This window comes from Sulfuricurvum sp., assembly GCF_041651515.1.
Taxonomy (GTDB): domain Bacteria; phylum Campylobacterota; class Campylobacteria; order Campylobacterales; family Sulfurimonadaceae; genus Sulfuricurvum.
The window spans coordinates 1-23,633 of the sequence record NZ_JBAZJF010000013.1 but is presented as its reverse complement, the minus strand read 5'-3'; the positions used below and the strand labels follow the sequence as shown (position 1 = coordinate 23,633).

The window sequence follows — 23,633 nt, the reverse complement described above, 5'->3', positions numbered from 1 at the left end:
CCGTTTTTTATCGTTGTTGTCATACATTCTCCTTAAAAAGTTAAAATGCGCCGCGTCCATTTAGCACTGCTGGGACAGTTTTGCACAGTATCCACATATCCATCGCTAGCGTTCGGCGCTGTATATAAAAAAGATCCAATTTAAGCATCCTTTCAAATCCCACATCACTCCTCCCGCGAATCTGCCAAAGACCAGTAATGCCTGGCCTAACGAGTAAACGCGCCGTCTGCCGGTCGTCTTTATAATCAAATTGGTCTACTGGTAAAGGCCGGGGCCCCACAAGGCTCATTTCTCCGCGCAGTACATTGAAGATTTGAGGCAATTCATCAATGCTCAATCTGCGTATGATTTTGCCAACCGGCGTTATCCTTGGATCCCGGCGTATCTTAAAGAGCTTGCCGCTCGCTTCATTCAAATGCGCGATGGCTGATTGAAATTTTTCTGCATCTGGGATCATTGATCTAAATTTAAACATATCAAATTCAACCCAAAGCCGCCCTCTCCTGCGAGATTTATACAAAATTGTCCCTGTTCCTCTCGACTCGATCCATATCGCTAACGATGTAATGACAAAAATGGGGGAAGCCGCAAAAAGGATAACCATTGAAAAAATGATATCAAAAAGGCGTTTCACGATATCCATATCAATACCCGAGGATCCTTTCTATCAATACCTCTCACTTTTAATAGAACATACGGAACGATCTGCCATGAGTCATCTATCAGTATATCATTGTCGACGAGTAAATCCATCACCGATTCCGCTTTATTGGTGAGGTCAGAGGCCCTGTCATCCGGCATCCAAAAAGCCATTTCAATTCCTTTAACGTCGCCACAATGTTTTTTTGGAGACTGTTTCAATATTTGAATCGTAGCATTCTCGTGCCATATTAGATGACTATCCGACGGAACGATTACTTTCCTCCGTTTCCGAAACGACCATTTGATTTTTTTGCTGTTCTTTTTGCTTGGTATTCTTCCGTGTAAAACAATATCAGGTTGCTTGGTATTCATTGATCCTCTTTTTTATGTCTTATGTCTTTTCTCCATCGGAGGCCTTTTTTCTATAGTCCACATGCAATATTCATAAGAAGCAAAATCACCTAGTCCGCCGTATCCTCCGCACTGCTTTAAAGATTCAACACAATCTATGATTTCTCGGTTTCCTTTTTCTGCCAATTCAATTCCTCTTCTACCTCTAGCAATATATTCGTCGATGTGGTTAGGGTCAACCTGTTGATAAATCAATGGATTTATATGAACATCTATTCTTATTCTTTCATCTTTTTTATTTTTCATTTTCTCACACCCTTCATCTGTCTTTCGAGTTCTGCTATTCTTTTATCTACATAATCAGCTACAATTAAGGCTCGAATCAGCTTTTCATTTTCATCCTTCCTTGTTTCCAACTCTAACTTGATTACATGTTCCGCCAGCGACATCCATTCTTTCCTTCGGTACTCAAATTCCTTCTTGGCTATAGTTTTGTTATTGGGGTATCTTGCGTCCCAAAACTCACGGCAGAGGTCTTTTCCAAGTTTTTCGAGGGTGGTCATCTCACTCCCTCTCTTTCTGCGCCTTGAGGATGGCCTCTGCGAGTTCTTCATTCTCGTGACACCCGTATACAAACGCATTCGGCCCTAAATGAAAAAAACCCTGCAATAATTTCATCAATTCCTCCCTACTCAACTCCCTCCCAGCGGCGGCGAGGGTACAGTAGTCGATTGCTTCATTAAATCCAGCATTTCTTAATGCTTGTTCTTCTTCACTTAAATTTATTTCGTTATAAACTAAAACATGCTTCTCCGGCATCTTCCCAGAGGTCGACAGCACAGATTCTGCGAGGTCTACCAAGATGTCTATATGCTTTCCGGATATTGTCGTTTTGCAAACACTAACCGCCTCTTTGATTTTAGTTGTGTCCATCTTCTCCCCTCCCTCTCGGTTAAGTTAATTAAAGCTGGGGGCAGGGAATTGACGAGAGCCAGAGAGTCAGGCTTAAAACTTTCATCTCTTTGTACTCGTATAGTCACCCTGCATGATGGGGATCATGTTTTAACCCATCTTTAGCGTCTACCTATTCAGCCACCCCAGCCAAAGAACGATTACTTCACCTTATTCAAAAAATCTTTATTTTCTTTATACCACTTCCGTCGCTGATGCCTATTCATGCCTTGAAGCATTGGAACATCTTTTTCAGGTATTTCCCTAAACTTTTCCTTGCGCTTTTCTGGAAGGGCTTTAACTTCCTCCAACGATAATATATCTCCTCTGTCATCCATCTCTCTCCCCTTTCTTTATTGTTGCCGAAATTTATTCCTTCCAAAACTTATCCGCAAACATCCTCTCCCGCTCATCTTCCAAATAATCCTCTGCGTACTCTTCCCAATCAGGGCCTAGAATGTCCTCCGGCTCTTCTCCTGTCAGGTCAACGATCTGTTTGCGTAAATCTTTCATTTCCTCACCTCGATTCCTGATTCCTTTCCCAGACGCTTCAACTGCTGATTTCCTGCTGATGTGCTGTAGATCGTGCGGGTGTACATCACAAAATCGTTTCTCCCGTGCAAAATGATTCGGCCTTTTTCTAAGGTAAACCACAACGCCGGGCGCTTCTTCTTTTCCTTCCTCGGCGAGACTTTGTTGAGTTGGTATTCGTACACCCACGGCTTTAATCCATCTAGCCAAATATAGTGCCGCTTTATTTTTTTAATCTTATAATGCATTCCAATCACAAACAGTTTTTTGTCCAGTTCGGTCATATGAGACATATACTCGACCCAATTCCCCACTTTAAATTTACTCATCGTTGGCCTCCAAGAGTTTCGGGTTTTCGTAGATGTTGCCGATGACGGAAAGATGCTTGCTTTCAATTTTTGGGATATAGCAACCGCATCTGCTACCGTGATAATGAACACGACAACAATTAAATCTCGCCTCATCAGCATCATAAAAAACTTCAAAACAAACACTGGAATCATTATCAAACTGAAGTAGGTCTCCCTCATAAATCTCTTTCCCGTTCTTGTCGAGGAGGCCGGTAAATTGCATAAGAATAAACTGGTCTGGCTCAGTCATATAGTGTTTGTGACCTTCCGTATTACACGTAATAACTTTTCCATACCCATCCCAGTAAATAGCTCCGACAATCTCCATTTCTTTCACGTCTTTATCCCACGCTCTGAATTTAATTATTCTCATCGTTGGCCTCCGCTTTTGTAATCGCATCTTTTAACTTATCCATAAGCAACTTGTAATTCTTTAACGCTCTACCGGCGCATCCTTCGTTATAGGCAAACTTACACGCCTCAAGCAGATCGGGAGCCGCGGAGATTAGACGGGCGTTGGCAAAACGCTCGTCTTCTTCTTGCATACCAAACGCTCTTGGTGTTTGATGTATTTGTACCCTACAAATATATTTTTCTCTTTGACCTCCAAAAATCATCACCATTCCTTCCAGTTCATTGCTGATAAACCATGGTCCAGACGTATGCTTTTGTTTATTCATCTTTACCCTCCTTAAAATAACTGCCCTTGGCGGTTGTGGTTAATCATTTAAACCCCCATAAAATTGACACCTGCAAAAGACAAGCCGCGAACCAATAGAGCGTGCGAGGATAATTTTTCTCACATAAACAGGTGACCATAATCACCACATACGCACCAACAGTATCTTTATCAGGTTATCGCTGGTCATTTTTTCTCCCCGTCAATTAGCAAATCTTCTGTCTCTCTCGGCCTGTCTCAGGGCTTCGTCGAGAGAGTCGCCCGCCCCCGGCTTTGACTTCCTAAAATCTTTTGCGCCGGGACAATCCGTAAAATGCGAAATCCAGACGCCGTCTTTATCCTTGGTAATAGGCATCGACTTGACATTTTTAGTCGTGGCCCACCAGATTTCCTTTTTACACCGCTTGCACCTGGTCGGCTCATCGAGATTGACAACCACAACGGCCCCGCCATTGAGTGTGATCTCAACAAACGGTTTGCGCCCGTGATCGTATTCGTTAAGCATTTCGTGAGTGGTCATTTGTAAATCCTTTTGTGAGTTCTTATACACAATGAGCCCCTTTCGGGGCCCATCATGTATTTTCCGTGGCCGGACTCAGGAGGCCGGGGGAGCCTCCCTCTACAAAGCTTCATAATGTGCGACGATTTCTTCATATTTACTTATCGGGATTTCTGATGTTGCGCCAATCTCGTGATGGAAAGATAGATACTCTTTTACTTGGTCGTGACTGTGTCCCTTTGATCCTGCGATTGCCAGCAATCGTTTTCGTTGTGGTTCGCTGATATAGAGGACAGTTGGCCCGTCGTTGGGCGTTTGGGGGCCTTCTTTCCTATAACCTGTCTCAGGGGGTGGCGTCGTAGGCCCGACGTTCTCATTTGTTTCTTTTGGGGCACGCTCTTGGGTTTTTGCGTCTTCATCAAAAACGGCGTCTTCCGCCTCCCAATTGGTGTTATCTTTTGCGACGCTCATGTCGGCCATTACATCGGTTTTGATTGTGTTGTCCATGGCAACCGCTTTTTGCAATTCAATTGACTTAGGAAGCAGCTTCATCAACTGGATCAACACGGTTTTTTTGCACATAGATCCCGGGTCTGTCGCCCAAGGTGTATCTTTCAAAAAATACGGAGCTTTGACTTCGACATAAGATTTTTTCCCTTCGTCCCATTCTTTTGTCACCCAGCACTTAGAATGCTTTTTGCCATGATCCATACATTCATCAACGCTCATCACATGAAAAATTTCTGCTTCATGTTTTAATACGGCAATCGCAAAGTAGGCAATCACATCGCCCCGGTTTTTGAGCAGTCGTTTGTGTCTTAAGAAAGCGTTCGTTCCGTGCTTAAAATCAAACTGGTCGTTTTCTCTCACCTCTTGCGCGTCGAGACTTACTGCGCTGCTGTGCCTATAAAATAAATCAATGTACCCCTTATACCCAATTTGGAATTGGGCTTCCAGAACTTTGTTCCATCTTCCAGTCGCCGGATCTTTCCTGCTGTTGTTGAATGGGATGATGTATGCCTGCCCCTCAATGTTGGGTTCAAGCCCTAACTGCGCAGATTGGAAAAGCGCTCCCATGAAAGATTGAGGGGTGCATTTGTACAGTTTTGGATTTAACCGCAGCGTGGTTAATGCAATCCTCACAAGCCTCTCTGGGTTCATGTGAGAAGGCATGGCCTCGCCCAGCGTTTTAAGAGACTTTTTTACTATTGTTTCGATTGAAGCGATTCCATCGGTCGCTTGTTCTTCTGCCTGTTTGGCAACTTCGTTTTGTTTGGCCATCTTTTTTCCTCCGTTTATTTCTTTGCGTTAGTTATCCTAAGCACCCGCGTTTCGGTTTCTTTGGAATATCGGTCATAAAGCATGTCTACTTTTAAGGCGACCGTATCAACGCTTCGCCGTTTCTGTGATTTCCAAGTAACCGAATATATGTCGGTGACGATTCCGAGTTTCCCGCCGATTCGTTCTTTGATAATCGCCTCAAGGTCATCTTTTTCTTTGATAAGATTTTCGATGTGCATCTTAACCTCTTGCAGATAACGGATCCGATCATTCATATCATTAGCCTCTTCCACCTCATCTGTGTGCGATGGATTCAAGCGCAGAACAACGTCTTTATTGTCCATGCCCATTGCGATCGGAGGCGTTCGGTCAACAACCATTTTCCAAAATGTGACGCCGGAAGCAATGATGATGTCGTAAAACTTTTGATCAAATTCGATTTTTTTCTCAATGTATTTCTGGCCTCCGCAGAGACAGGCAACCCATCCAATTTTTCGTTTGGATAAACCCAATTGAACCATAACCTGCACAATAACATGGGCCGGCAGCTCATCGGGATCAGACCATTGTTTCCACGCCCAAGCATTCACGGTTTTAATCTCAACCAACTCATCCGTCCCGGCAATAATATTGTCGAGTTCGCATGAAATAAAAGAATGTTCCGGATGGACGTACCTTGTTTTACGTGCGATCAATTTAACTTCGTGATCGTCGCTGAATTTTTGTGAGACGATTCTCTCAAGTCGAGTCCCCCACTCAACAGCCTGATTGTCTGAAAGATCGTCCGGCTCAAGCTGGCCGGTCTTTTCTGCCCATAATTGCAACGGGCTTTTGTACGGGCTCATGCCCATAATGGCCGGAAAGTCGCTGGCCCCGATATAGTTCATTCTGTCATTCGGCATGAGATTCTCCTTTAATTTTTTTTATAATGCTATCAAACTCAAGATTCATGTTTGTTGTCTTCTGCATGTAAAACATCATGATTGCCTGAGCCATCCAGCAGTTCACGTTCGGAGGCGGGATTTTAAGCGCCATTAGTTTTACATATACTTTCGCTAGATACGCGCAAAATTCTTCAACGTCTTTCTCCATCCTCATCCTTTTTTTTGTTTGTCTCAAATAAAGATAAGTTTTTTTCTCTTAATCCGTTTTCGACCTCCTCTAAACATCTTTTCCCAAAACAACGAATGCTTAATAGTTCCGGTGGCGTTTTAATGATCAACTGATGCGTCTCCGTTATACCGGCACTGCATAACGCATTGAACGTTCTGGCCGAAAATTGAAAATAAGATAGGTGGGGAAGCCTATCCATCCAGTCCGCTATTAACTCATTAATACGAAGCAAGCGCCATTCGGCTTTTCTTTTTGCCAGAATTAACCTTTTCAATTCAACGTCCATTGTTTTCTCCATCCAATTGGAGCGCGGGACAGGGATTTGACAATGCAGATACGGGGGACGCCGTCGTCTGCGCATTGTAGAGTCACCCTGCATGGCCTTGTGTTCTTGGCCTAGCCGCGGGAGGCTTAATTTCATCCCTCCCGTTCGTCTACCTATTCCGACACCCGCGCATTAACTTTGTCTTAGGGATAAAACGCCCCTATGTAAGCCCCAAGTTCTTTTTGATATTCAACGTTTCCGTTAATCTCGTCGCTTAATAATTTATACGCGAAAGATAAAAAAGCATTCATGTCAAACGCTTTGTCAAATTTTTCTAATGCTTTTGCTCTTTCGAACATGACGCGCGCGCGATCTAAGTCAAAGACCCTGATCGAAAGCGGCGTAGAACCGGGGCTATGGGATCCAAAAGCCTCAGGCATACACGCACGAATTATTCTGACGTGATCTTCGGCCTCTTTGTTTGTGTTGAAAGCCGCGATGGCCTCTCCTTTAAACATAACGTCATATCGTTTTCCGTAGATCATTTTTGCCTCGCTTATTTGCTCCCGGATTCTTAACAAGAGCATAATATATATATTGTAAAATGTCAAATGATTTTTTCAACGGTTGCGCCGGCGATTCTCTTTTTTCTGCGGTTTCTTTCATTGATCGCTTGCCGCATACGAAAGTTTATGTGATCCGCGTTTGCTCCAATCATGGTGTGGGCAAAACAGTATTTATTTGGGTTTCTTTCGGCCAACCTTGTCCCGCAGAATGGGCAGAATCGTTCTTTTGACATGTGACGTCCTTTATGGCTTCTTCTCTATTTGCCACATGCAATATTCATAAGAAGCGAAATCTCCTAATCCGCCATAGCCCCCATTCGGCCTCAAAGACTCAACTCCATCTATTATTTTTCTGTTTCCCTTTTTTGCTTCTTCAATTCCTCTTTTTCCGCGAGCAATATATTCTTCGATATGGGCAGGATCAACTTGTTGATAAATTAATGGATTTATAGGAACGTCCATGACCCCTCCTTTTGATATTTTTATGGCCCTTTCGTAAACCTCCATCAACATTTCGTAATTCCGATCTGGATTATAAAGTTGCTTATACTGGCCGTATGCCTCTATCCCCATCGCAGTAACCAAATCCGGGTTGTCGATCAAAAGTCTCAATTTTCTAACAAGATCGTTTTTGTCCCCCGGATTAAATAAGATGCCGGTTCTCCCGTTAATGACTCGCTCTTTAAGAGCGCCGATATTGCTGGCGATGACCGGAACGCCACATGAATATGCCTCAACAATAACGAGTGAAAAAGTTTCATAACATAACGATGGAACAATCACGCAGTACGCATTTCGTATATAATTTAATGTTTCAGTTTGAGATTTTTTTCCTACAAATTCAATGTTTGTTCCAAGATGATTTTTAATCATTGATCTATTTTTTGGCAATATTTCTCCGACAATTTTCAGATTTATACCGGGCAACTGCTTCCATGCGTCGAGTAAAAAATGAATGCCCTTATAGTCACGCAGGGCTCCAACGAAGAGAAAATAACCAGTGAAACGCCGCATTGACACGGCGTCATTAACTAAATCAAAATGCCGCCCATGGTCAATGTCAGTTATTATTTCATGAGTGTCCATTTTTTAATTCCTTTAGTCAAACAAAAATAGACGGTGGCTTTGGAATATGTTCTTTAACCGGCCGCCATAAATGCAAACAATGTGGATGTTGGTTGATGTACTCGCTCTTCGCTGGGTGTAACTGCATCACAACCTCTTCCTCTCCCCAGAACAAATCTTTTACAAAACACATCTCCTTCCAATTGGGGCATCGATTGGTGAGGGAAACAGAGACGTGCTCCCATTGTGGAATAAATCCTTTTCCATCGGTTGCAATTATGCAAATCGTATTGCCTTCAAATGGGATCTTAAAGGCTCCGCACATCCCAAACCGTTTGTCTGAACCAAGCTCTCCATCATGGATTCTAAAATTTTCAAGATGATTGTTATTTTTTCTCATTCCTCTTGTCATGTCCTTTCCCTCCAAAATGGAGCGGATGAAACGGTGTTGCCGGCGAGGCTTGAGGTTCCTACACCGACACTAGGATTTAACACTCGCACGCCCTACAACGTCCTAGATTCGTGGGTCTGCGGCGGAGGCTGGTACGGGCCCCCGGCGTTCCATCCGCTAATTTATTTTTTACTTATAGGACAGTAGCCAGGAGTCCCTCATCCCGGGTATGGACTTTAACAAATTCAACCGGGCTCTCTTTTTGCTGTACAAATCCAATACACTCAAGGATCGCAAACGCGCACCCTTCTTTTTTGCATAATCGCCCGGCCTCATCTGCCGCGTCTTCAAAAGACGTGTGTTCGTGCGTAGGCATGCGACTCTCGCCGGTTTTTTCTAAATTCATTACCATCCAAAACTTATCCATTCGTACCTCCGTTTTCCATGATTGTTTTATGGTTTCGACACAAAATCCTTTCTTTGTCAATCCACGGATTTTTTCTATTATCCTAAGATGATCGTCGGTGTATATCGAAGATATTCCACCGTTTCTTTTCCCGGAACGCCTTTTCTTTTTTTCATATATCGGCATTGGTAGCAGTCCTTCGTTCCGATAAAAATAAATGAGAGACATGCTTATGCCTGCTATTTTTGCTAATTGTGTAGCAGTATATTCTTTACGCGGCATCAATAATCCCCCGCGGATAAAATTCAAGGTGCGGCTCTTCGTTCACGAAGCAAAAGACACCATTGAACAGCGCCATAGCCATGTCATGGGCCTCTCCCATATCCCGCGCCTTAATCCTGGCCACGCAATCCTTATCAAATGTTTTCCCGTTGATTTTATGAACGTGCACCTGACCAAACGTCACATAAAACGTCTTCACCGGGCACCGTTTGTCAAGCCACGCGATGATGTCGACCTCCACTTCAAAGTCGTCTTTCCATTTCGACACAAATTCTCGTTTAAATTCCTGATAGTGTTCAAGGGCGGTCTTGTTCCCCGTGACGAGTAAAAGCAGGGCCAAGGCCAGCTGGGCCGGCCCGGATCCTTCATATCCCCACATAAAGCCATCTGGGTTATGGCGCAGCACGTCCAAGCTTCTGCCAGCAAAAAGTTCTTTACCATCAACCCAAACACGCCCGTCCGTAATTTCTCCCTTAATCTTCATTGTCTCGTCCTTTGATTGTTTTTGTGTTTCTGCGCCCATCTCGTCGTAATGTATGTATTATGACACACCAATGCTATTTTGTCAAATTTATCCGATTGATAGTTTTTCCGCTAAAAAGCAAACCGTCTTTCTCATTTCAGAATCCTCGATCAATCCTTCGGACATAAGAGTCTCTTTTTCTTCGCGTTGGACAATTTGATCGTAAATCTTAAAAAAGTGCGCCCTCTCGATTCCGATGTTTTCAGACATGCAAATTGACCGCCACCCGATCCCGTCAACTGCGCGCCCAATCGCTGGATGTGAAAACTCTGGCTGCCCATAACACCCGACTCGCGAAACGACCAATAAAACCTCGGACCACGCATCCGCGGGCAACGGCAGACTGTGCGCGATGGCGTTTTTTCTTATTAGCGCGATGATGTTTGTGCTTTGATTGATTTCTTCTTTTGTCGCCATAATTTTTTTTACCGATGCCACAAATTGATTATCCGGGATGTCCTTCAGCATTTCCCAACATAGATTTAGATCAATAACCTTATTTGGAAACGATTGAAAAAACAATGCCAACATTTTTTTAAATATGTCCTGCGTCACTTTTCATCCTTTCGTCAAACTGTTTTAAACTTGCCAATGTTTGTTTCTGGGCGTTTGTTAGTTGTGGTTTTGTGTTTCTCCTGCACCAATTCCTAACTGCGGCTCTCCAATCCTTCATCTGCGCCCTACCAACCTTCCATCCATTGCTTTCGTAATGGTCTATAAAAGCCCCGGCATCTATAATCAGCCCAACACCGCCAGCGTAGTTTTTAACGTCTTCTATTGTTGGCCGCGCGGTTTGTTTTCTCCCCTTAACAATCCCCTCTTTCTTATCTTCATTTTCATTTTCCATATGTAGTACATGTGTAGCTACATATGTAGGAGCACTTATCCCCTTTTGTTTGTAACGGTTTAGGATGTTTTTTCGTCTACTTTCAGAGTATTTTTTACGTTTTTTTGTCTCATTTTCCATTCGTTTATTGTAGTACAAACCATCCGCATCTATTTCAAATTTTTCATACACATCTTCTACATATGTACTACATATGTAGAGCATGTCTTTTTCGGTCAAGTGACCTTTTTGGTGTTGGAGGCAAAGAAGACGGATATATTTCCCAACATCTTCATCTGACATGGTCAGTGTTCCACTGATAAAATCTGATGTGTAAAATAAAACAGCAGGATCTTTTGGCACATTATCTCTCAATCGTAAATAAAAAATCCCCCGGACGGTTCTGGCTGGTCAAGGCACTGGTGTGATAAAACACCTTCCCCGTCGGGGGATTTGAATAAAGACATCTTTTTTTGTGGATATTTACCTTGACCATGTTTTTATTTTATCACCAGTTAATCACTTGTCAAGAATTCTTGTAATGCATACTAAAAAAACAGAATTTTGTGTTTTACGTGGAATGACTAAAAAAATAACAATGTGTCTAAAAAAATAAACAAAAAAACATTGACACACATCAAAAAATATGAAATTATCAGTTACTCAAACATGGCGAGTAAGGGGCAACGCCAAAAACTTCCTTAACATTTCAAAATTTCACACCAAAGAACGGAGCCGCCGTGCCCGAACAAGAAGAACAGAAAAAAAACACTGGTGGCCGACCGTCAAAATTCTCTCAAGAAATAGCGGATGAAATATGCAAAAGACTGTCCAGCGGAGAATCTCTGCTCAATATTTGTAGAGACGACCATCTACCGACTCGAATCTCTGTTTATAATTGGTTGCTAGACGGCAAACACGAGGCGTTTTTTAACAATTACGCGCGTGCTCGAGAGTTGCAGGCAGAATATTTATTTGACGACTGTTTGGATATCGCCGACGATGGAACAAACGATTGGATGATTATTCATAAACGATCAGGGGAAGAAGAAGAGGTTCCTAACCGAGAGGTTCTGGACAGGTCTCGGCTTCGGGTTGACACTCGCAAATGGTACCTCTCAAAAGTTCTTCCCAAAAAGTTTGGCGAGCAAAAAACCGGCAATGTCAATGTGATTATTAATATCTCTGAACGGATCAAAGAGGCGCGCAGCCGAATTGATCCTGCGCTCAGGGTGTTCAGCGAGCGAGAAACATGACCGAAGAAGAAGAAATAGTTCAGCAGGTGGGTGCCCTGTCCCTCGATCCTGATCAGTTCGTGTTGTATGCGTTCCCGTGGGGGCAGAAGGGCACTGATTTAGAATTGTTCAGCGGACCATTGGATTGGCAAGCCGATGTCCTTAAAGAGATTTCTAAGCGTTTACGCGCGGGCAAAATGACCGTTGCAGAGGCCATCAAGTACGCCATCGCCTCAGGTCACGGGATTGGGAAGTCTGCGTTGGTTGCAATGGTGATTCTGTGGGCGATGTCAACGTGCGAAGACTGCCGCGGCGTTGTCACAGCCAACACCGAGAATCAGTTGAAAACCAAAACGTGGTCTGAGTTGGCAAAATGGCATCGCATGTGTATCACCAAAGATTGGTTCAATCTCACCGCCACATCAATTTATTCGTCTGATCCGGAGCATGAAAAGACGTGGCGCATCGACATGGTTCCATGGTCGAAAGATAAAACAGAGGCGTTTGCGGGCCTGCACAACAAGGGAAAGCGGATTATTGTTATTTTCGACGAAGGATCGGCAATTATTGATCAGATTTGGGAAGTCACCGAAGGGGCCCTGACCGATGAGAACACAGAGATTATTTGGCTTGCATTCGGAAACCCTACACGCAATCAGGGTAGATTCCATAGTTGTTTTAATTTACATCGGCATAGATGGATCCATCAGCAGATTGATAGTCGTACCGTGTCTATCACCAATAAGAAAGAGATTCAGAAATGGATTGACGACTATGGTGAAGACTCAGACTTCGTGCGTGTCCGTGTTAAGGGAGAGTTCCCGCACGCATCTGATCATCAGTTTATTCCATCCGATATTGTCAATGCGGCTCGTGGTCGACACCTCGACCCGTCAATGTATAATTTTTCTGCCGTCGTGATCGGAGTTGACCGCGCGTGGAGCGGATCAAATGAGACAAAGATTTATCTCAGACAAGGCCTGATGAGCCGTAAACTTGCGACGTTCCGCAAAGACGAGGATGATTATTTGGTGGCCGGGCATCTGGCGCGGTTTGAGGATGAGTATCAGGCCGATGCGGTGTTTATTGATTTTGGTTATGGCACAGGGCTTTTCTCTGCCGGCAAACAAATGGGCCGCAAATGGATTTTAGTGGCGTTCGGAGGGGCCGCGGACGATCCTACCTATGCCAATAAACGCGCCGAAATGTGGGGGCTAACAAAGCAATGGCTCAAAGAAGGCGGCGCGATTCCTGATGAACAGGATTTATGCACCGATCTAATCGCCCCGGAAGCCTATTCAGTACAGACCGGGCCCAACGCCGGGAAGTTGATTTTAGAGTCAAAGGACGATATGCAGGCCCGCGGGATCGAGTCACCGGATGATGGCGATGCGCTGGCGCTGACGTTTGCCAAGCCGGTGCTGAATAAGAGCCAGCGGCAGTTCAAAGACCTGACTGAATCAACCCCCGAGACGTATGATCCGTTGTCGACAAAGCAGGAGCAGAGTCGCACGGCTGTTTATAATCCGTCAAGTCCATTGGCTCAGGTTGTACAGAAGAGGCCACAGGCGTGGCTTGATTTACACACAGTTAAAAAATAGGAGAGACCATGATTTTATTCTGTATGAAAAACAAAATGAACAATGCAATCATCGAACTATTCGCCAAGAATCGTGATGAGGCTAAAAAGAAATTAGCTGAGGTGATGTGTCTGCATGAAGGAAACATTGACAGGGATTATGACGTCAGTTTTGCGACGGAGAATCATCAAGCAGGCGTGTCGCAGGAAAAATAAAAAAGGAGATAGACATGTGCGTATCAACACCAAAAGCTCCTGAGGCGCCCAAAGCATTGCCGCCACCGGATCCGGCGCCCGTTCCAACCCCGGACGAGACGTCTACTCAATCGGCAGAGCAAAGCAGAAGGGCGCGTCTACAACGGTTGCGCGCAGGGCTTGCGTCTACAATCAAAACCTCTCCGAAAGGCGTGCTTACCACCGGTGAAGGTATGTATTCATCAATGGGCGGCAAAACCAAGCTGGGGGCATAACGATGGTTAAATCAATGTACGACAATCCTACAAGCCAGCAGTTCGGCAATAATCGCGTATCGAAGAAGGCAGAGTTCGAAAAGCGATTCAACGCCATGAAAGATAAGGCTGTTCATTACACAACGTCGTGGAAGGATCTGTCTAAGTTTTTAAATCCTACGCGCGGCTTGTTCGATGGAACAAAAAAGGATCGCGGGCAGATGATTGATCACAAGATCATTCTGGACTCTCACGCGACCGGCTCCATCAGAAAAAGCGCGTCTGGATTAAATTCTGGGATGACATCAAAGAATCGTCCATGGTTTAAGCTGATGATTGCAGACGGTGAGATATCTGAAATGCCGAATGTTCGCCTGTGGCTGGATGAGGTACAAAAGCGGATGTATGATATTCTGCGCGGATCAAATATCTACGGCACGTTTCAAAATATCTATGAAGAGTTACTGACGTTTGGGACTGGGTGCTTTATTCTCCTTGAAGATTTTAATACCGTTATCCGATCTCGGTGTTTTACGATCGGAGAGTATTTTCTTGGTATTGACAAAACAGGCCGGGTGAATTCATTTGCAAGATCGTTTGAAATGACGGTTGGTCAGATGGTTTCAACGTTTGGGCTTAAGAACTGTCCTACGACAGTACAGGCAGACTGGGAATCCAATCAGGTTGACAGACCACATATTGTCCGGCACTTGATTGAGCCTAATGAGAACCCGGCAGGAATGATGCCGCAGTTTACGATGATGCCGTTTAGATCGGTGTACTGGGAAGAGGGCAATTGCGATGAAGGAAAGTTTTTAGATGTCCGTGGGTACAAACGATTTCCCGTTGTTGCCCCGAGATGGAGTGTTCCAACAACAGATATTATTTATGGGTTCGGGCCGGGATGGGAGGCGCTTGGGGATGTTCGGGAGTTACAGAAAACGAAATTTGATAAATTGATGGCGCAGGCGAAAAGCCATAACCCGCCGGTTCAATCTGACGCCAGCGTAGAAGGACACCCGAATCTCCTCCCCGGCGGAGTGACAAAAACCTCCGCGAGTGTTCCAAACGCTGGCGTGCGGGCGTCGTATCAGGTTGATCCCAATATTGCATCGTTTCTCGAGGCCATTAACGACACCAAGGCCGCAATTGATCGGCACTTTTTTACTGACCTGTTCACCATGATCTCGGCAATTGATTATGGTCAGGTGACGGCAATGGAGGTCGCTGAGAAGAAACAGGAAAAGATCATGCTGATGGGCCCCATCTTAAATCAGCTTGATGAAGAAATGCTGGCGGACGTTATTTCGTTGTTGTATGGAATCATGGATGATAACGGAATGATCCCTCAGCCTCCTTCTGAGATAGAAGGACGAGAGGTCAAAGTCCAGTACATTTCGATTTTAGCCCAGATGCAGCGGGCGGTTGGCACTGAAAAAATCGAGAAGGTTATTGGATTTATCGGGCAATTAGCGCCGGTTAATCCGAATATTGTTGATGTTGTCAATTGGGATGAGGCCGTGAGATTGTATGCTGATATGGAAGGTGCACCAGAAAAAATCCTAAACGATCCGGTGTTTGTTGAAGAAGTGCGAGCGTCAAGGGCACAACAGGCGCAGGCCCAGCAAGCGCTCGCGGCGTCCGATGTGGCCGCAAAGGCAGGGAAGACCATGTCTGAAACAGAACTCGGGAAGAACTCGGCGTTAGACGTTTTAAGGGAGTCCGTACCGGCACAGCAATGAAACGAATCGAAAAAATAGATCGGTGTATTATTTATTGTGTTCTAAAAGGACACTATCAAGACGCAATGATACTGATATATCAGGCGATAGAGGAACGTGAGCAAATCAATGATCGAAAAAAGAAAGCCCGAAAGCCCGCAGGAAAAAGAAAGCAGGGTTCGTGAGCGGAGACTAAACGATCTTAGGGTAATTCTGAATTTACCCGAAGGCCGCAGACTGGTTTGGTGGATCCTGACGATCTGTAAGGTGTTCGTTGATGGGTACGTCCCCGGCGATTCTGGCTATGAAACAACAAGGAACACGGGAATAAAGTGGGTTGGTCATTGGCTGTTAAATTTAGTGTTTGAAGCAAAGCCGGCGGCGTTCACTCAAATGCAACGTGAGCATGCGTCGGAATTAAAGCGCGAAGAACTCGTTGAAGAAGAATATATCGAGCAAAAAGATATTTTAGAACCAAAAGACGAATAGGCCCAGTCTACGGAATCGGTCTACTAGTCGCAAAAGGAGGGTAGTACAATGGCAGGAGAAAACGAACAAGCAGGTGCAGGAACCCCGGCAGGAACGCCAGCTGGGACTCCGGCATCAGGCGCAGAAGCGGCTAAATCTGGTCAAGAAGGGGCCCAAGGGGGCGCTCAAGGCGCAGCTGCGGCTAAGGGTGGAGACAAGGGCGGCGAAGGCGAGAAAGGCCCTAAAAGCCTGCTCGGCGGCGCCCAAGGTGAAGATGGAGGAAAAGGAAAAGAAGGAGAATCTGGCGCTCAAAAGGGCGAAGGTGGAGTGCCCGAAACGTATTCTGTGAAAGTCCCGGAAGGGACGCAGGTTGATCAGGCATTGATTGATAGCCTGACACCGATCTTGAAAGAAAACAAGGTTTCGCAGGAAGCGTTTCAAAAGATCGCCGATGTTTACGCGACTCGCGTTCAGGCAATGCAGGCCGAGTCTTCCAAGGCAATGGCCGGTGAGTTTGCGAAAACAGTGAGTGAATGGCAAGAAGAAACAAAAAAAGATCACGGAGCGTCTTTGAAAGAAGTGTTGTCTTATGGGGCGCGCGCCATTGATAAACTCGGGTCAGTAAGGCTTCGAGAAGTCTTGGATGATACCGGGCTGGGGAATCACCCTGAGATGGTGAAGTTTTTTAGCCGCGTCGGTAAGATGATAAGCGAAGATTCTTTTGTTGATCCAGAAACACATCCTTCCTCGTTTCAGGGGCCGGATCTAAAGAAAATGTACCCTTCTATGGAAGGGAAAAGCGAATAGATTCGTCTCTGTCGGAGGAAAAACTAAAGGAGATTACACATGGGTGCTTTATCAGCAATTTTCCCAACGTTGCTTGACGTAGCGAGAGCAACCGATCCTCAGGGAAAGATTCCGATGATCGCTGAGGTTTTACAGGAGTACAACGACATCTTGGATGACATTCCGTGGATTGAGGGTAACCTTCCGACAGGTCATTTGTCTGTTATTCGGACGAGTAAACCTGCCGGGACTTGGAGAAGCCTGAATAAAGGTATTCAAGCATCTAAGTCAACGGTCGGACAAATTACCAACACCTGCGGGATGTTGGAATCGTTGAGCCATATCGACTGCGATTTGGCGTCGTTAAATGGAAACACTGAGGCGTTCCGTTTTTCACAGGACAGAGGGCACATCGAAGGTCTGTCAGACACGATGAGCGACACGTTGATTTACGGAAACGTTTCTGTCGATCCTGAGCAGTTTGACGGACTCGCGTCTCGATACTTCTCTCTTGGAACGACCTACACCACGTCATCGCAGATGATTGATGGCGGCGGTATAGGTTCGGACAACACCTCGATTTGGCTCGTTGGTTGGGCGCCGAATAAGGTTTACGGCATTTATCCGAAAGGGTCAAAGGCCGGCCTTGTTCACGAAGACGATGGAAAGATCACAATCAGTGATCCGAATAACAGCGGGTACTTTTTGAAAGTCTACCAGTCTCGTTTTCAGTGGAAAGGCGGGATTGCCGTTGACGATTACCGTTACGTTGTTCGTATTTGTAACATCGATGTTTCGGCCCTGCTTACTGCGGGAGATACATCGGATACGTCAGCGAACATCATTAAGATGATGGTCATGGCCCTGGGCAACCTTCCGCCTCGCGCAGGAGTTCGTCCGGTGTTCTATATGAACAAGACCGTTCAGACAATGCTGGCCGTCAAGATGTTGGATAAGAGCAACGTCTGGTTGTCGGTAGGAGAGATCAAAGGGTCGCCGGTGTTTCGTCCTGATGATACTCTGAAATTCCAAGGCGTTCCGTGTCGTCGAATCGACAGTATTTTGAATACTGAGTCACGGATCACGACAGCAACAACTCCCTCGTAATTTGAGGATGGCGTTGTTTGACTATTAACAAACCAATAAAGGAGTCTCAGATGATTTTAGATGACCTGTTAAAACTGGCAGACGCGCAGGAAAGCACTGTTTCTGTCGCGTCGACCAGTTACATTGATACAATCGCAGCGGGCGATTCGTATGAAGGCGCGTGGTTGCACGTTCGTGTTGATACCGCCATCACCGCAAGCGGATCGGCGACTGTCAATTTTGCATTACAGACAGATGATGACAGTACGTTCCCGTCTGCAACGACACTTGTTGAAACGGGCGCGGTGGCAAAGGCTGTTCTTGTCGCTGGAAAAGAGTACAAGATCCGTATTCCTCCGGGTGCAGAACGGTACCTGCGCGGGTACGTAACCATTGCCTCAGGCCCGCTGTTGACTGGAAAGTGGGACATGTTCATCGTCAAAGACGTTGACATGGGTGGACAACAGCTTGCATAAGTAAGCAGTAAGTAGAAAAAAGGAATGTATCATGGATTACAAAGTCGTTAGAACATGTTTTGGGTTTAGGGGTCTTAAATGGATTGAAGGAACGATCGTTCATGATATTGATCCAAGTGAAAATCCGCCGAAACACTTTGTTCCGTTGAATCAGGCTCCCAAGGAAGAACCGAAAGAGCCGCATCGGACAGAGCCCAAAGAAATGGATCCCGGAAAGAGCCGGGAGGTTACTGGCGGGTTTGCGCATGGATCAGGTATTCAAAAAATCGACCGGATCATGACAACGGATAAGGTTCCTAACAATGCCAAACAAAATCCAAAACTTAAACGAAGGCCAAGGCCATAAAAAGCCAAAGCCTAAACGATGCTGGATCTGTGAAAAAGTTAGACTAAAAAAGGAACGAGAAATGCAGAGGCGGTCAAAAGCCGTCTCTGCAACTCTCGAAATAAAAAATGCCAATCACCGATCTCACACTTAACACGACATCTGTTTGTAATTTGTCTTTATCTCACATCGGAATGAAACCGATCACCGACCTCACTGTTGACGTAGCGAATAACAATCCATCAGCGCTTGCGATCGCTAAACAGTGGGGGCCGTGCCGAAATGAAGTATTAAGCGATTTCAAGTATTCGTTCTGTAACGTCATTGAAAAAATGACAATCAATCCCGGCGTCGATGTAAACGATTATCCTGAATGGGCCAGCTTTTATACGTATCCGGCGGCGGCGTGTAAGGTCTGGTACATCTTCGATTCGTACAACGTTGCCAAGAAGCAAGAGAATCAGTTTGAGGTTGTTTTCAATCCGACCTTGGCAGAGAAAATAATTTGCTGTAATCTCGACGACGAAGACGTTGCTTATTGTGAATATTCTTACAACGTGACCGATCCGGAGCAGTGGGAACCAAAGTTTATGATGGCCTTCTCTTTTCGATTAGCCGCCGCAATCTGTTTTGAATTAACCGGCGACAGTACGAAATCAAAAGAACTCATGCAGATTTATATTTCGTATATTCATGAGGCAAAGAGAATTGCTCATTACGAAAAGAAATCGAAGCCTGAGCAAAGCAATCCCACGGTCGACGCAAGAGGTTGATGCCATGATTATGTGATGTTTATTAAATCATTTTTAAATGGTGGAACTTTGTATGCTCAGAATTTGTCATCACCTGAAGATTTTCTGTGCGGTTATCAAGCTTGTTTTTATTGATATGGTGCACAACCTCGCCTTTCATAAGAAGGCGTCCAATGTGTTTCTCCATAATAAGCCGATGCTCTTGAACGTAGCCCATGTTGTTTCTGGCGGGATGCTTTGGAGAACGAATAAGAACATATCCTCCAAAAATAATTTTTCCTCCTTTCCATGCATGGTTGTCTGGCCCGTATCGTTTACGTGTGTTTTTACCAATCTTAATGCGCGATTCTACAGAGTGATGCTTGCCCTTAAATGCGCTTTTTTTTCATTTCATATCAGTCCAATAACATTTATAAGAGCAAAAGCCGGACTTCTTTCTATATGGATAAATAAGATATCCTTTTCCGCACACAGAACACGTGCACTTAATTTTAGACGATGGTTTTTTATTTTCACTGTCCCTTGGTCGTCCCATAGCAACCTCCTTGGTTTGAGATATTATAATTCAATATTTAATGGAGGTCAAGAATTATGGCGCTCATAAACCCCATTCAACCGACGTTCGCAGGAGGTGAATTTAGTCCGGCGATTTTTCCTCGCGTCGATATCGAAAAGTATCGAACGGGTTTAAAGACTTGCCGCAACTTCCTCATTCATCCGCATGGTGGAGCGAGCAATCGGCCAGGCACGAAGTATATTGCCACCGCAAAGCATTCAGATAAGATAACGTTGGTTAAACGATTTGTTTTCTCTGATACTCAAGCATACATTCTCGAGGTTGGGGATCAGTACATTCGTTTCTACACCGATCAGGCGGTGATCCCGGTCAACGTTCCAGACGAATGGTCGACACTCAACGCCTATGCCATTGGTGATTACGCGACATATAACGCCGTCACGTATTACGCCATTCAAGCCGGAACAAATCAACAGCCGGACACGGAAACCGCCTATTGGACGGCCCAAACAATTTATGAAGTTCCGACTCCGTATCTTGAAGCCGATCTGCGCGGTCTAAGTTTCGAGAGTTCGGCAGATGTAATTTATATCACTCATCAATCTTACCAAACCAGAACGTTGTCGCGGTACGGGAACGCAGACTGGCGGCTTGAGCTTTATTCCCCGGAAGACGGCCCGTTCAGGGCCGAGAATACTGACGGCCTAACTTACATCATGGCAAGTGATACCACAGGATCGGTAACGCTTAATGCCAATTCAAATATATTCGATGATCTTCACGAAGGCGCGCTGTGGAAACTTCGGCATTACGTTGAAAGCAACACCATCTCGCAGGCCTTTACGTCTGACGCTGTGAGTGCGTCAATTTCGTGTTTTACGACGTGGCGGTTGATTAGTCATGGGACATGGACGGGGAAATTTAAGATTGAGAAGTCAATTGATGGTGGAACCACATGGACGACTCTGCGCACGTTCAGTTCTGCGGACGACTACAACGCGAACACATCCGGAACCGAAGATGTTGACACCAACACCGAACCTTTCTTGATCCGGATAAGTTTCTACGACTATGTGAGCGGAACGGCCAATATCGATCTCACAAGTGATGCCTATTATCTGGAAGGCATTGTCAGGATAGACACGTTTAACAGCGCCTCTGAGGTCTTGGCAACCGTTTTATCTGATCTGGGTGGCACGACCTACACCTCTTCATGGGCCGAAGGGGCATGGAGCGATTATCGAGGATATCCAGCGGTTGCCCGGTTCTATCAGGACAGATTTTGCCTTGCCGGGAATACATCTGAGCCTATGACTATCTGGATGACCCAGACAGGGGTCTATGACAGCTTCCTAAGGCATACGCCGCTATTGGCGACCGATGGCATCACCACAAGCCTGCCAAGCCGGCAGCTGAACGCCATCAACGGCCTCATAGCAATGCAACGTCTTATCGCATTTACGAGTTCGTCAGAATGGACGATCGGGGCCAACCAAGGCACCGGGCTTGATGCAACGAGTTTCGAGCAGACAATCGAAGGATACCGCGGATCAAACGGGGTCGATCCGGTGCTTGTTGGAAACGAGGTTATTTATGTGCAAGCAATCGGAAAAGTTATTAGGAATTTGAGTTATGCATTTTCTTCTAATTCCTATGATGGCGTAGACCTTAATATCCTGTCCCGGCACCTATTTGATAAATGGGAAATCATCGACATGGCCTATCAGCAGGATCCGGACAGTATTGTTTGGTGCTTGCGAGACGATGGGATTCTCCTTGGAATGACGTACATGCGCGATCAAGAGGTCGTGGCGTGGTTCTGGATCGACACAGGAACCGTAGCTGGGAACGATGTCGGCCAGATCGAATCAATCGCAACGATTCCGGGCGATGGTTATGACGAACTGTGGATGACGGTTAAACGCGGCGCGTACAGGTTTATTGAGGTCATGAGTCAGCGCATTGTTCAAGCAAACTGCGTCACTGGGGGAAAACAGTTTCTTCTTGAAAATTCGTATTTTGTTGACTGCGGTGTGACGGTGGGAGAAAATCCAATTTATATCACCAGTATTGATGTCGATGTCTATCTAACAATCACGGCCCAAGACCATGGATTCACTGATGGTAACATTATCAGGTTTGATAACATCCCGGAGTTTAGTTATTTAGAGGGGAATTCATACCCGATTTTTAACGCGACGCAACATACTTTTCAAATAGGGGCACAAGTATAAAGGAGAACACAATGAGTAACATAGAAAGATTTAAAATAACACACAACGTAGATATGATGACTATTGATCGTAGAACTCATAAGATTAAAATGAGAAAACGTTTTCATAATGTTCTAACTACTGTTGGTCTTAGAAAGATGGCTGAATTACTAATGCATGAATATACTGATGCAGCTTTTAGTATCATTGCTATTGGAACAAATAGTACAAATGCTTCATCAGCAGATACAGAGTTAGGTACTTTATATTCAGATGAAGTAGCTACAATGGAATATGAAGAAACCTATAATGCCGTATTTTCACATGAATTTTCATTTACTGAAAATGTTTCAATTTGGGAAACAGGTATTTTTGATTCTCATGGGAACATGTTGAATCATGCTATTTCTGATGAAGAATTAGAAGTTGATTCAGAAACTACTCTTATGGTTGAGATAGTTATAAATGTTGCTTCAGCATAATGATAATAATTTAGATTGTTAGGATCACAATGAGTTTAGTAGCCCATTATAAATTAAATGACAATGCAGCCAATACTGCAGTTGTTGCTTCTGTTGGAACAAATGGAACACTTGTTGGTGGCAATACTACGGCACAATTACATGTAGCTGGAAAAATAAGTGGTGCATTAAACTTTGATGGAACTTCTGATTATGTTAATATAGGTTTACAATCTTTTAATGCAGCAGCAGGATCAATTTGTGCCTGGTTTAAAGCAGATGATTATACTCCTGCAACAGATAGAAATATTGTTGCAAGAAATGCTGCTGGAAATGTTGCTGGAGATTTTCTAATTAGATTAAGAGCAAGTGATTCTAAATTAATAGGTCAAATTCAAGATGGTGTATCATCATTTAATGCTTATTCCAATAGTGCCTTAGCTGATACTAATTGGCATTGGCTTCTTTTTACATGGTCAGCAGTTGAAACAGCATTGTATCTTGATAATGTAAAACAATCAGTTCCAGCACTTGGAACGACATTAGCTGCTCATCCTACTGTTGGGATGGCAATAGGTTCTGGTTACAATGCTGGAGCAAGTCTTTGTTGGGATGGATTGATAGATGATGTTAGAATTTATACTCATGTTCTTACAGCACTCGAAAGAGCTTTTATTTATAATTCAGGTGCAGGAACAGAAGCTGTCTATGTTCCTCCTTCATTTAGTGTATCAGAATCTATTGTTGTTAATGAGATATCTACTTTTAGATCATCAAGAATAAGAGGAGATTTTGCTGATGGTGCTATTCTTTCTGATTCTGCTTCATTTTTAATAAAGCCTCC

The 23,633-nt window shown here is 44.7% G+C and carries 37 protein-coding genes; 13 read left to right on the top strand and 24 right to left on the bottom strand.

Annotated elements, in window-relative coordinates:
* Positions 1-40: 40 nt before the first annotated feature.
* The 23 genes from WC407_RS14270 to WC407_RS14160 form a co-directional block, all read right to left on the bottom strand.
* Positions 41-643, bottom strand: a complete 603-nt coding sequence (locus tag WC407_RS14270) for a sugar transferase (protein ID WP_373023354.1) — start codon at positions 641-643, stop codon at positions 41-43.
* Positions 631-1,014 (bottom strand): hypothetical protein, encoded by a 384-nt coding sequence (locus WC407_RS14265; protein WP_373023353.1) that lies wholly within the window; start codon positions 1,012-1,014, stop codon positions 631-633. Before WC407_RS14265 ends, WC407_RS14270 begins: the two co-directional genes overlap by 13 nt.
* Positions 1,015-1,026: 12 nt before the next feature.
* Positions 1,027-1,299, bottom strand: coding sequence for a hypothetical protein (locus tag WC407_RS14260; RefSeq protein ID WP_373023352.1), 273 nt, complete (start codon positions 1,297-1,299; stop codon positions 1,027-1,029).
* Entirely contained in the window at positions 1,296-1,556 is a 261-nt protein-coding gene (locus WC407_RS14255) for a hypothetical protein (protein ID WP_373023351.1), read from the bottom strand. Before WC407_RS14255 ends, WC407_RS14260 begins: the two co-directional genes overlap by 4 nt.
* A 1-nt stretch (position 1,557) precedes the next feature.
* Complete coding sequence (locus WC407_RS14250; RefSeq protein ID WP_373023350.1) at positions 1,558-1,926, bottom strand: hypothetical protein; 369 nt, start codon at positions 1,924-1,926, stop codon at positions 1,558-1,560.
* A 179-nt stretch (positions 1,927-2,105) separates the two neighbouring features.
* Entirely contained in the window at positions 2,106-2,282 is a 177-nt protein-coding gene (locus WC407_RS14245; protein WP_373023349.1) for a hypothetical protein, read from the bottom strand.
* 31 nt (positions 2,283-2,313) lie between these two features.
* Positions 2,314-2,457: a hypothetical protein gene (locus tag WC407_RS14240; protein ID WP_373023348.1), complete on the bottom strand. Its 144-nt coding sequence runs from the start codon at positions 2,455-2,457 to the stop codon at positions 2,314-2,316.
* Positions 2,454-2,804 (bottom strand): hypothetical protein, encoded by a 351-nt coding sequence (locus WC407_RS14235; protein WP_373023347.1) that lies wholly within the window; start codon positions 2,802-2,804, stop codon positions 2,454-2,456. The genes WC407_RS14240 and WC407_RS14235 overlap by 4 nt, the downstream gene beginning before the upstream one ends.
* A complete protein-coding gene (locus WC407_RS14230; RefSeq protein WP_373023346.1) occupies positions 2,797-3,198 on the bottom strand; it encodes a YopX family protein in 402 nt (133 codons plus the stop codon). Before WC407_RS14230 ends, WC407_RS14235 begins: the two co-directional genes overlap by 8 nt.
* The gene (locus WC407_RS14225; protein WP_373023345.1) at positions 3,185-3,505 is read right to left on the bottom strand and encodes a hypothetical protein; all 321 of its coding nucleotides are present in this window, start codon (positions 3,503-3,505) and stop codon (positions 3,185-3,187) included. Before WC407_RS14225 ends, WC407_RS14230 begins: the two co-directional genes overlap by 14 nt.
* A gap of 201 nt (positions 3,506-3,706) precedes the next feature.
* Positions 3,707-4,024, bottom strand: a complete 318-nt coding sequence (locus tag WC407_RS14220; protein WP_373023344.1) for a type II toxin-antitoxin system HicB family antitoxin — start codon at positions 4,022-4,024, stop codon at positions 3,707-3,709.
* Between the two features lie 99 nt (positions 4,025-4,123).
* On the bottom strand, positions 4,124-5,284 hold the full coding sequence (locus WC407_RS14215) for a recombinase RecT (RefSeq protein ID WP_373023343.1): 1,161 nt from the start codon (positions 5,282-5,284) through the stop codon (positions 4,124-4,126).
* Positions 5,285-5,298: 14 nt separating this feature from the next.
* Complete coding sequence (locus WC407_RS14210) at positions 5,299-6,186, bottom strand: YqaJ viral recombinase family protein (RefSeq protein WP_373023342.1); 888 nt, start codon at positions 6,184-6,186, stop codon at positions 5,299-5,301.
* On the bottom strand, positions 6,176-6,376 hold the full coding sequence (locus tag WC407_RS14205) for a hypothetical protein (RefSeq protein WP_373023341.1): 201 nt from the start codon (positions 6,374-6,376) through the stop codon (positions 6,176-6,178). Before WC407_RS14205 ends, WC407_RS14210 begins: the two co-directional genes overlap by 11 nt.
* Positions 6,360-6,683: a DNA-directed RNA polymerase subunit alpha C-terminal domain-containing protein gene (locus WC407_RS14200; RefSeq protein ID WP_373023340.1), complete on the bottom strand. Its 324-nt coding sequence runs from the start codon at positions 6,681-6,683 to the stop codon at positions 6,360-6,362. Before WC407_RS14200 ends, WC407_RS14205 begins: the two co-directional genes overlap by 17 nt.
* Before the next feature lie 182 nt (positions 6,684-6,865).
* Entirely contained in the window at positions 6,866-7,207 is a 342-nt protein-coding gene (locus WC407_RS14195; protein WP_373023339.1) for a hypothetical protein, read from the bottom strand.
* A 62-nt stretch (positions 7,208-7,269) separates the two neighbouring features.
* On the bottom strand, positions 7,270-7,461 hold the full coding sequence (locus WC407_RS14190) for a hypothetical protein (RefSeq protein WP_373023338.1): 192 nt from the start codon (positions 7,459-7,461) through the stop codon (positions 7,270-7,272).
* Between the two features lie 10 nt (positions 7,462-7,471).
* Positions 7,472-8,314, bottom strand: coding sequence for a glycosyltransferase family 4 protein (locus tag WC407_RS14185; protein WP_373023337.1), 843 nt, complete (start codon positions 8,312-8,314; stop codon positions 7,472-7,474).
* Between the two features lie 16 nt (positions 8,315-8,330).
* The gene (locus tag WC407_RS14180) at positions 8,331-8,705 is read right to left on the bottom strand and encodes a hypothetical protein (protein ID WP_373023336.1); all 375 of its coding nucleotides are present in this window, start codon (positions 8,703-8,705) and stop codon (positions 8,331-8,333) included.
* A 172-nt stretch (positions 8,706-8,877) separates the two neighbouring features.
* Positions 8,878-9,372: a helix-turn-helix domain-containing protein gene (locus WC407_RS14175; protein ID WP_373023335.1), complete on the bottom strand. Its 495-nt coding sequence runs from the start codon at positions 9,370-9,372 to the stop codon at positions 8,878-8,880.
* Positions 9,362-9,895, bottom strand: coding sequence for a DUF6166 domain-containing protein (locus WC407_RS14170; protein ID WP_373023334.1), 534 nt, complete (start codon positions 9,893-9,895; stop codon positions 9,362-9,364). Before WC407_RS14170 ends, WC407_RS14175 begins: the two co-directional genes overlap by 11 nt.
* 48 nt (positions 9,896-9,943) lie before the next feature.
* Positions 9,944-10,450, bottom strand: coding sequence for a hypothetical protein (locus WC407_RS14165; RefSeq protein ID WP_373023333.1), 507 nt, complete (start codon positions 10,448-10,450; stop codon positions 9,944-9,946).
* Entirely contained in the window at positions 10,431-11,084 is a 654-nt protein-coding gene (locus WC407_RS14160) for a hypothetical protein (protein ID WP_373023332.1), read from the bottom strand. The genes WC407_RS14165 and WC407_RS14160 overlap by 20 nt, the downstream gene beginning before the upstream one ends.
* Positions 11,085-11,461: 377 nt before the next feature.
* Here WC407_RS14160 and WC407_RS14155 point away from each other — a divergent pair, with 377 nt between their 5' ends.
* The 10 genes from WC407_RS14155 (at position 11,462) to WC407_RS14110 (ending at position 19,619) form a co-directional block, all read left to right on the top strand.
* A complete protein-coding gene (locus WC407_RS14155; RefSeq protein ID WP_373023331.1) occupies positions 11,462-11,977 on the top strand; it encodes a hypothetical protein in 516 nt (171 codons plus the stop codon).
* Positions 11,974-13,557 (top strand): hypothetical protein, encoded by a 1,584-nt coding sequence (locus WC407_RS14150; protein ID WP_373023330.1) that lies wholly within the window; start codon positions 11,974-11,976, stop codon positions 13,555-13,557. The genes WC407_RS14155 and WC407_RS14150 overlap by 4 nt, the downstream gene beginning before the upstream one ends.
* 8 nt (positions 13,558-13,565) lie before the next feature.
* Positions 13,566-13,751 (top strand): hypothetical protein, encoded by a 186-nt coding sequence (locus WC407_RS14145; RefSeq protein ID WP_373023329.1) that lies wholly within the window; start codon positions 13,566-13,568, stop codon positions 13,749-13,751.
* 256 nt (positions 13,752-14,007) lie between these two features.
* A complete protein-coding gene (locus WC407_RS14140) occupies positions 14,008-15,726 on the top strand; it encodes a portal protein (RefSeq protein ID WP_373023328.1) in 1,719 nt (572 codons plus the stop codon).
* 108 nt (positions 15,727-15,834) lie between these two features.
* Positions 15,835-16,194, top strand: a complete 360-nt coding sequence (locus WC407_RS14135) for a hypothetical protein (protein WP_373023327.1) — start codon at positions 15,835-15,837, stop codon at positions 16,192-16,194.
* Positions 16,195-16,242: 48 nt separating this feature from the next.
* The gene (locus WC407_RS14130; protein ID WP_373023326.1) at positions 16,243-16,980 is read left to right on the top strand and encodes a hypothetical protein; all 738 of its coding nucleotides are present in this window, start codon (positions 16,243-16,245) and stop codon (positions 16,978-16,980) included.
* Between the two features lie 39 nt (positions 16,981-17,019).
* Positions 17,020-18,066 (top strand): major capsid protein, encoded by a 1,047-nt coding sequence (locus WC407_RS14125; RefSeq protein ID WP_373023325.1) that lies wholly within the window; start codon positions 17,020-17,022, stop codon positions 18,064-18,066.
* A 50-nt stretch (positions 18,067-18,116) separates the two neighbouring features.
* Entirely contained in the window at positions 18,117-18,521 is a 405-nt protein-coding gene (locus WC407_RS14120; RefSeq protein WP_373023324.1) for a Bbp16 family capsid cement protein, read from the top strand.
* Positions 18,522-18,552: 31 nt separating this feature from the next.
* Complete coding sequence (locus WC407_RS14115) at positions 18,553-18,867, top strand: hypothetical protein (RefSeq protein ID WP_373023323.1); 315 nt, start codon at positions 18,553-18,555, stop codon at positions 18,865-18,867.
* A 152-nt stretch (positions 18,868-19,019) separates the two neighbouring features.
* Positions 19,020-19,619 (top strand): hypothetical protein, encoded by a 600-nt coding sequence (locus WC407_RS14110; RefSeq protein WP_373023322.1) that lies wholly within the window; start codon positions 19,020-19,022, stop codon positions 19,617-19,619.
* A 22-nt stretch (positions 19,620-19,641) separates the two neighbouring features.
* On the opposite strand, the gene WC407_RS14105 is transcribed toward WC407_RS14110, so the two are convergent.
* A complete protein-coding gene (locus WC407_RS14105) occupies positions 19,642-19,785 on the bottom strand; it encodes an HNH endonuclease (RefSeq protein ID WP_373023367.1) in 144 nt (47 codons plus the stop codon).
* A gap of 404 nt (positions 19,786-20,189) precedes the next feature.
* Between WC407_RS14105 and WC407_RS14100 the strand changes: the two genes are divergently transcribed.
* The 3 genes from WC407_RS14100 to WC407_RS14090 all read left to right on the top strand — a co-directional run.
* Positions 20,190-22,349 carry a hypothetical protein gene (locus WC407_RS14100; RefSeq protein WP_373023321.1) on the top strand — a complete coding sequence of 720 codons (2,160 nt, stop codon included), beginning with the start codon at positions 20,190-20,192 and terminating at the stop codon, positions 22,347-22,349.
* An 11-nt stretch (positions 22,350-22,360) separates the two neighbouring features.
* On the top strand, positions 22,361-22,810 hold the full coding sequence (locus WC407_RS14095; protein WP_373023320.1) for a hypothetical protein: 450 nt from the start codon (positions 22,361-22,363) through the stop codon (positions 22,808-22,810).
* 29 nt (positions 22,811-22,839) lie between these two features.
* The coding region (locus WC407_RS14090; protein WP_373023319.1) for a LamG domain-containing protein at positions 22,840-23,633 on the top strand (794 nt) is incomplete at its 3' end.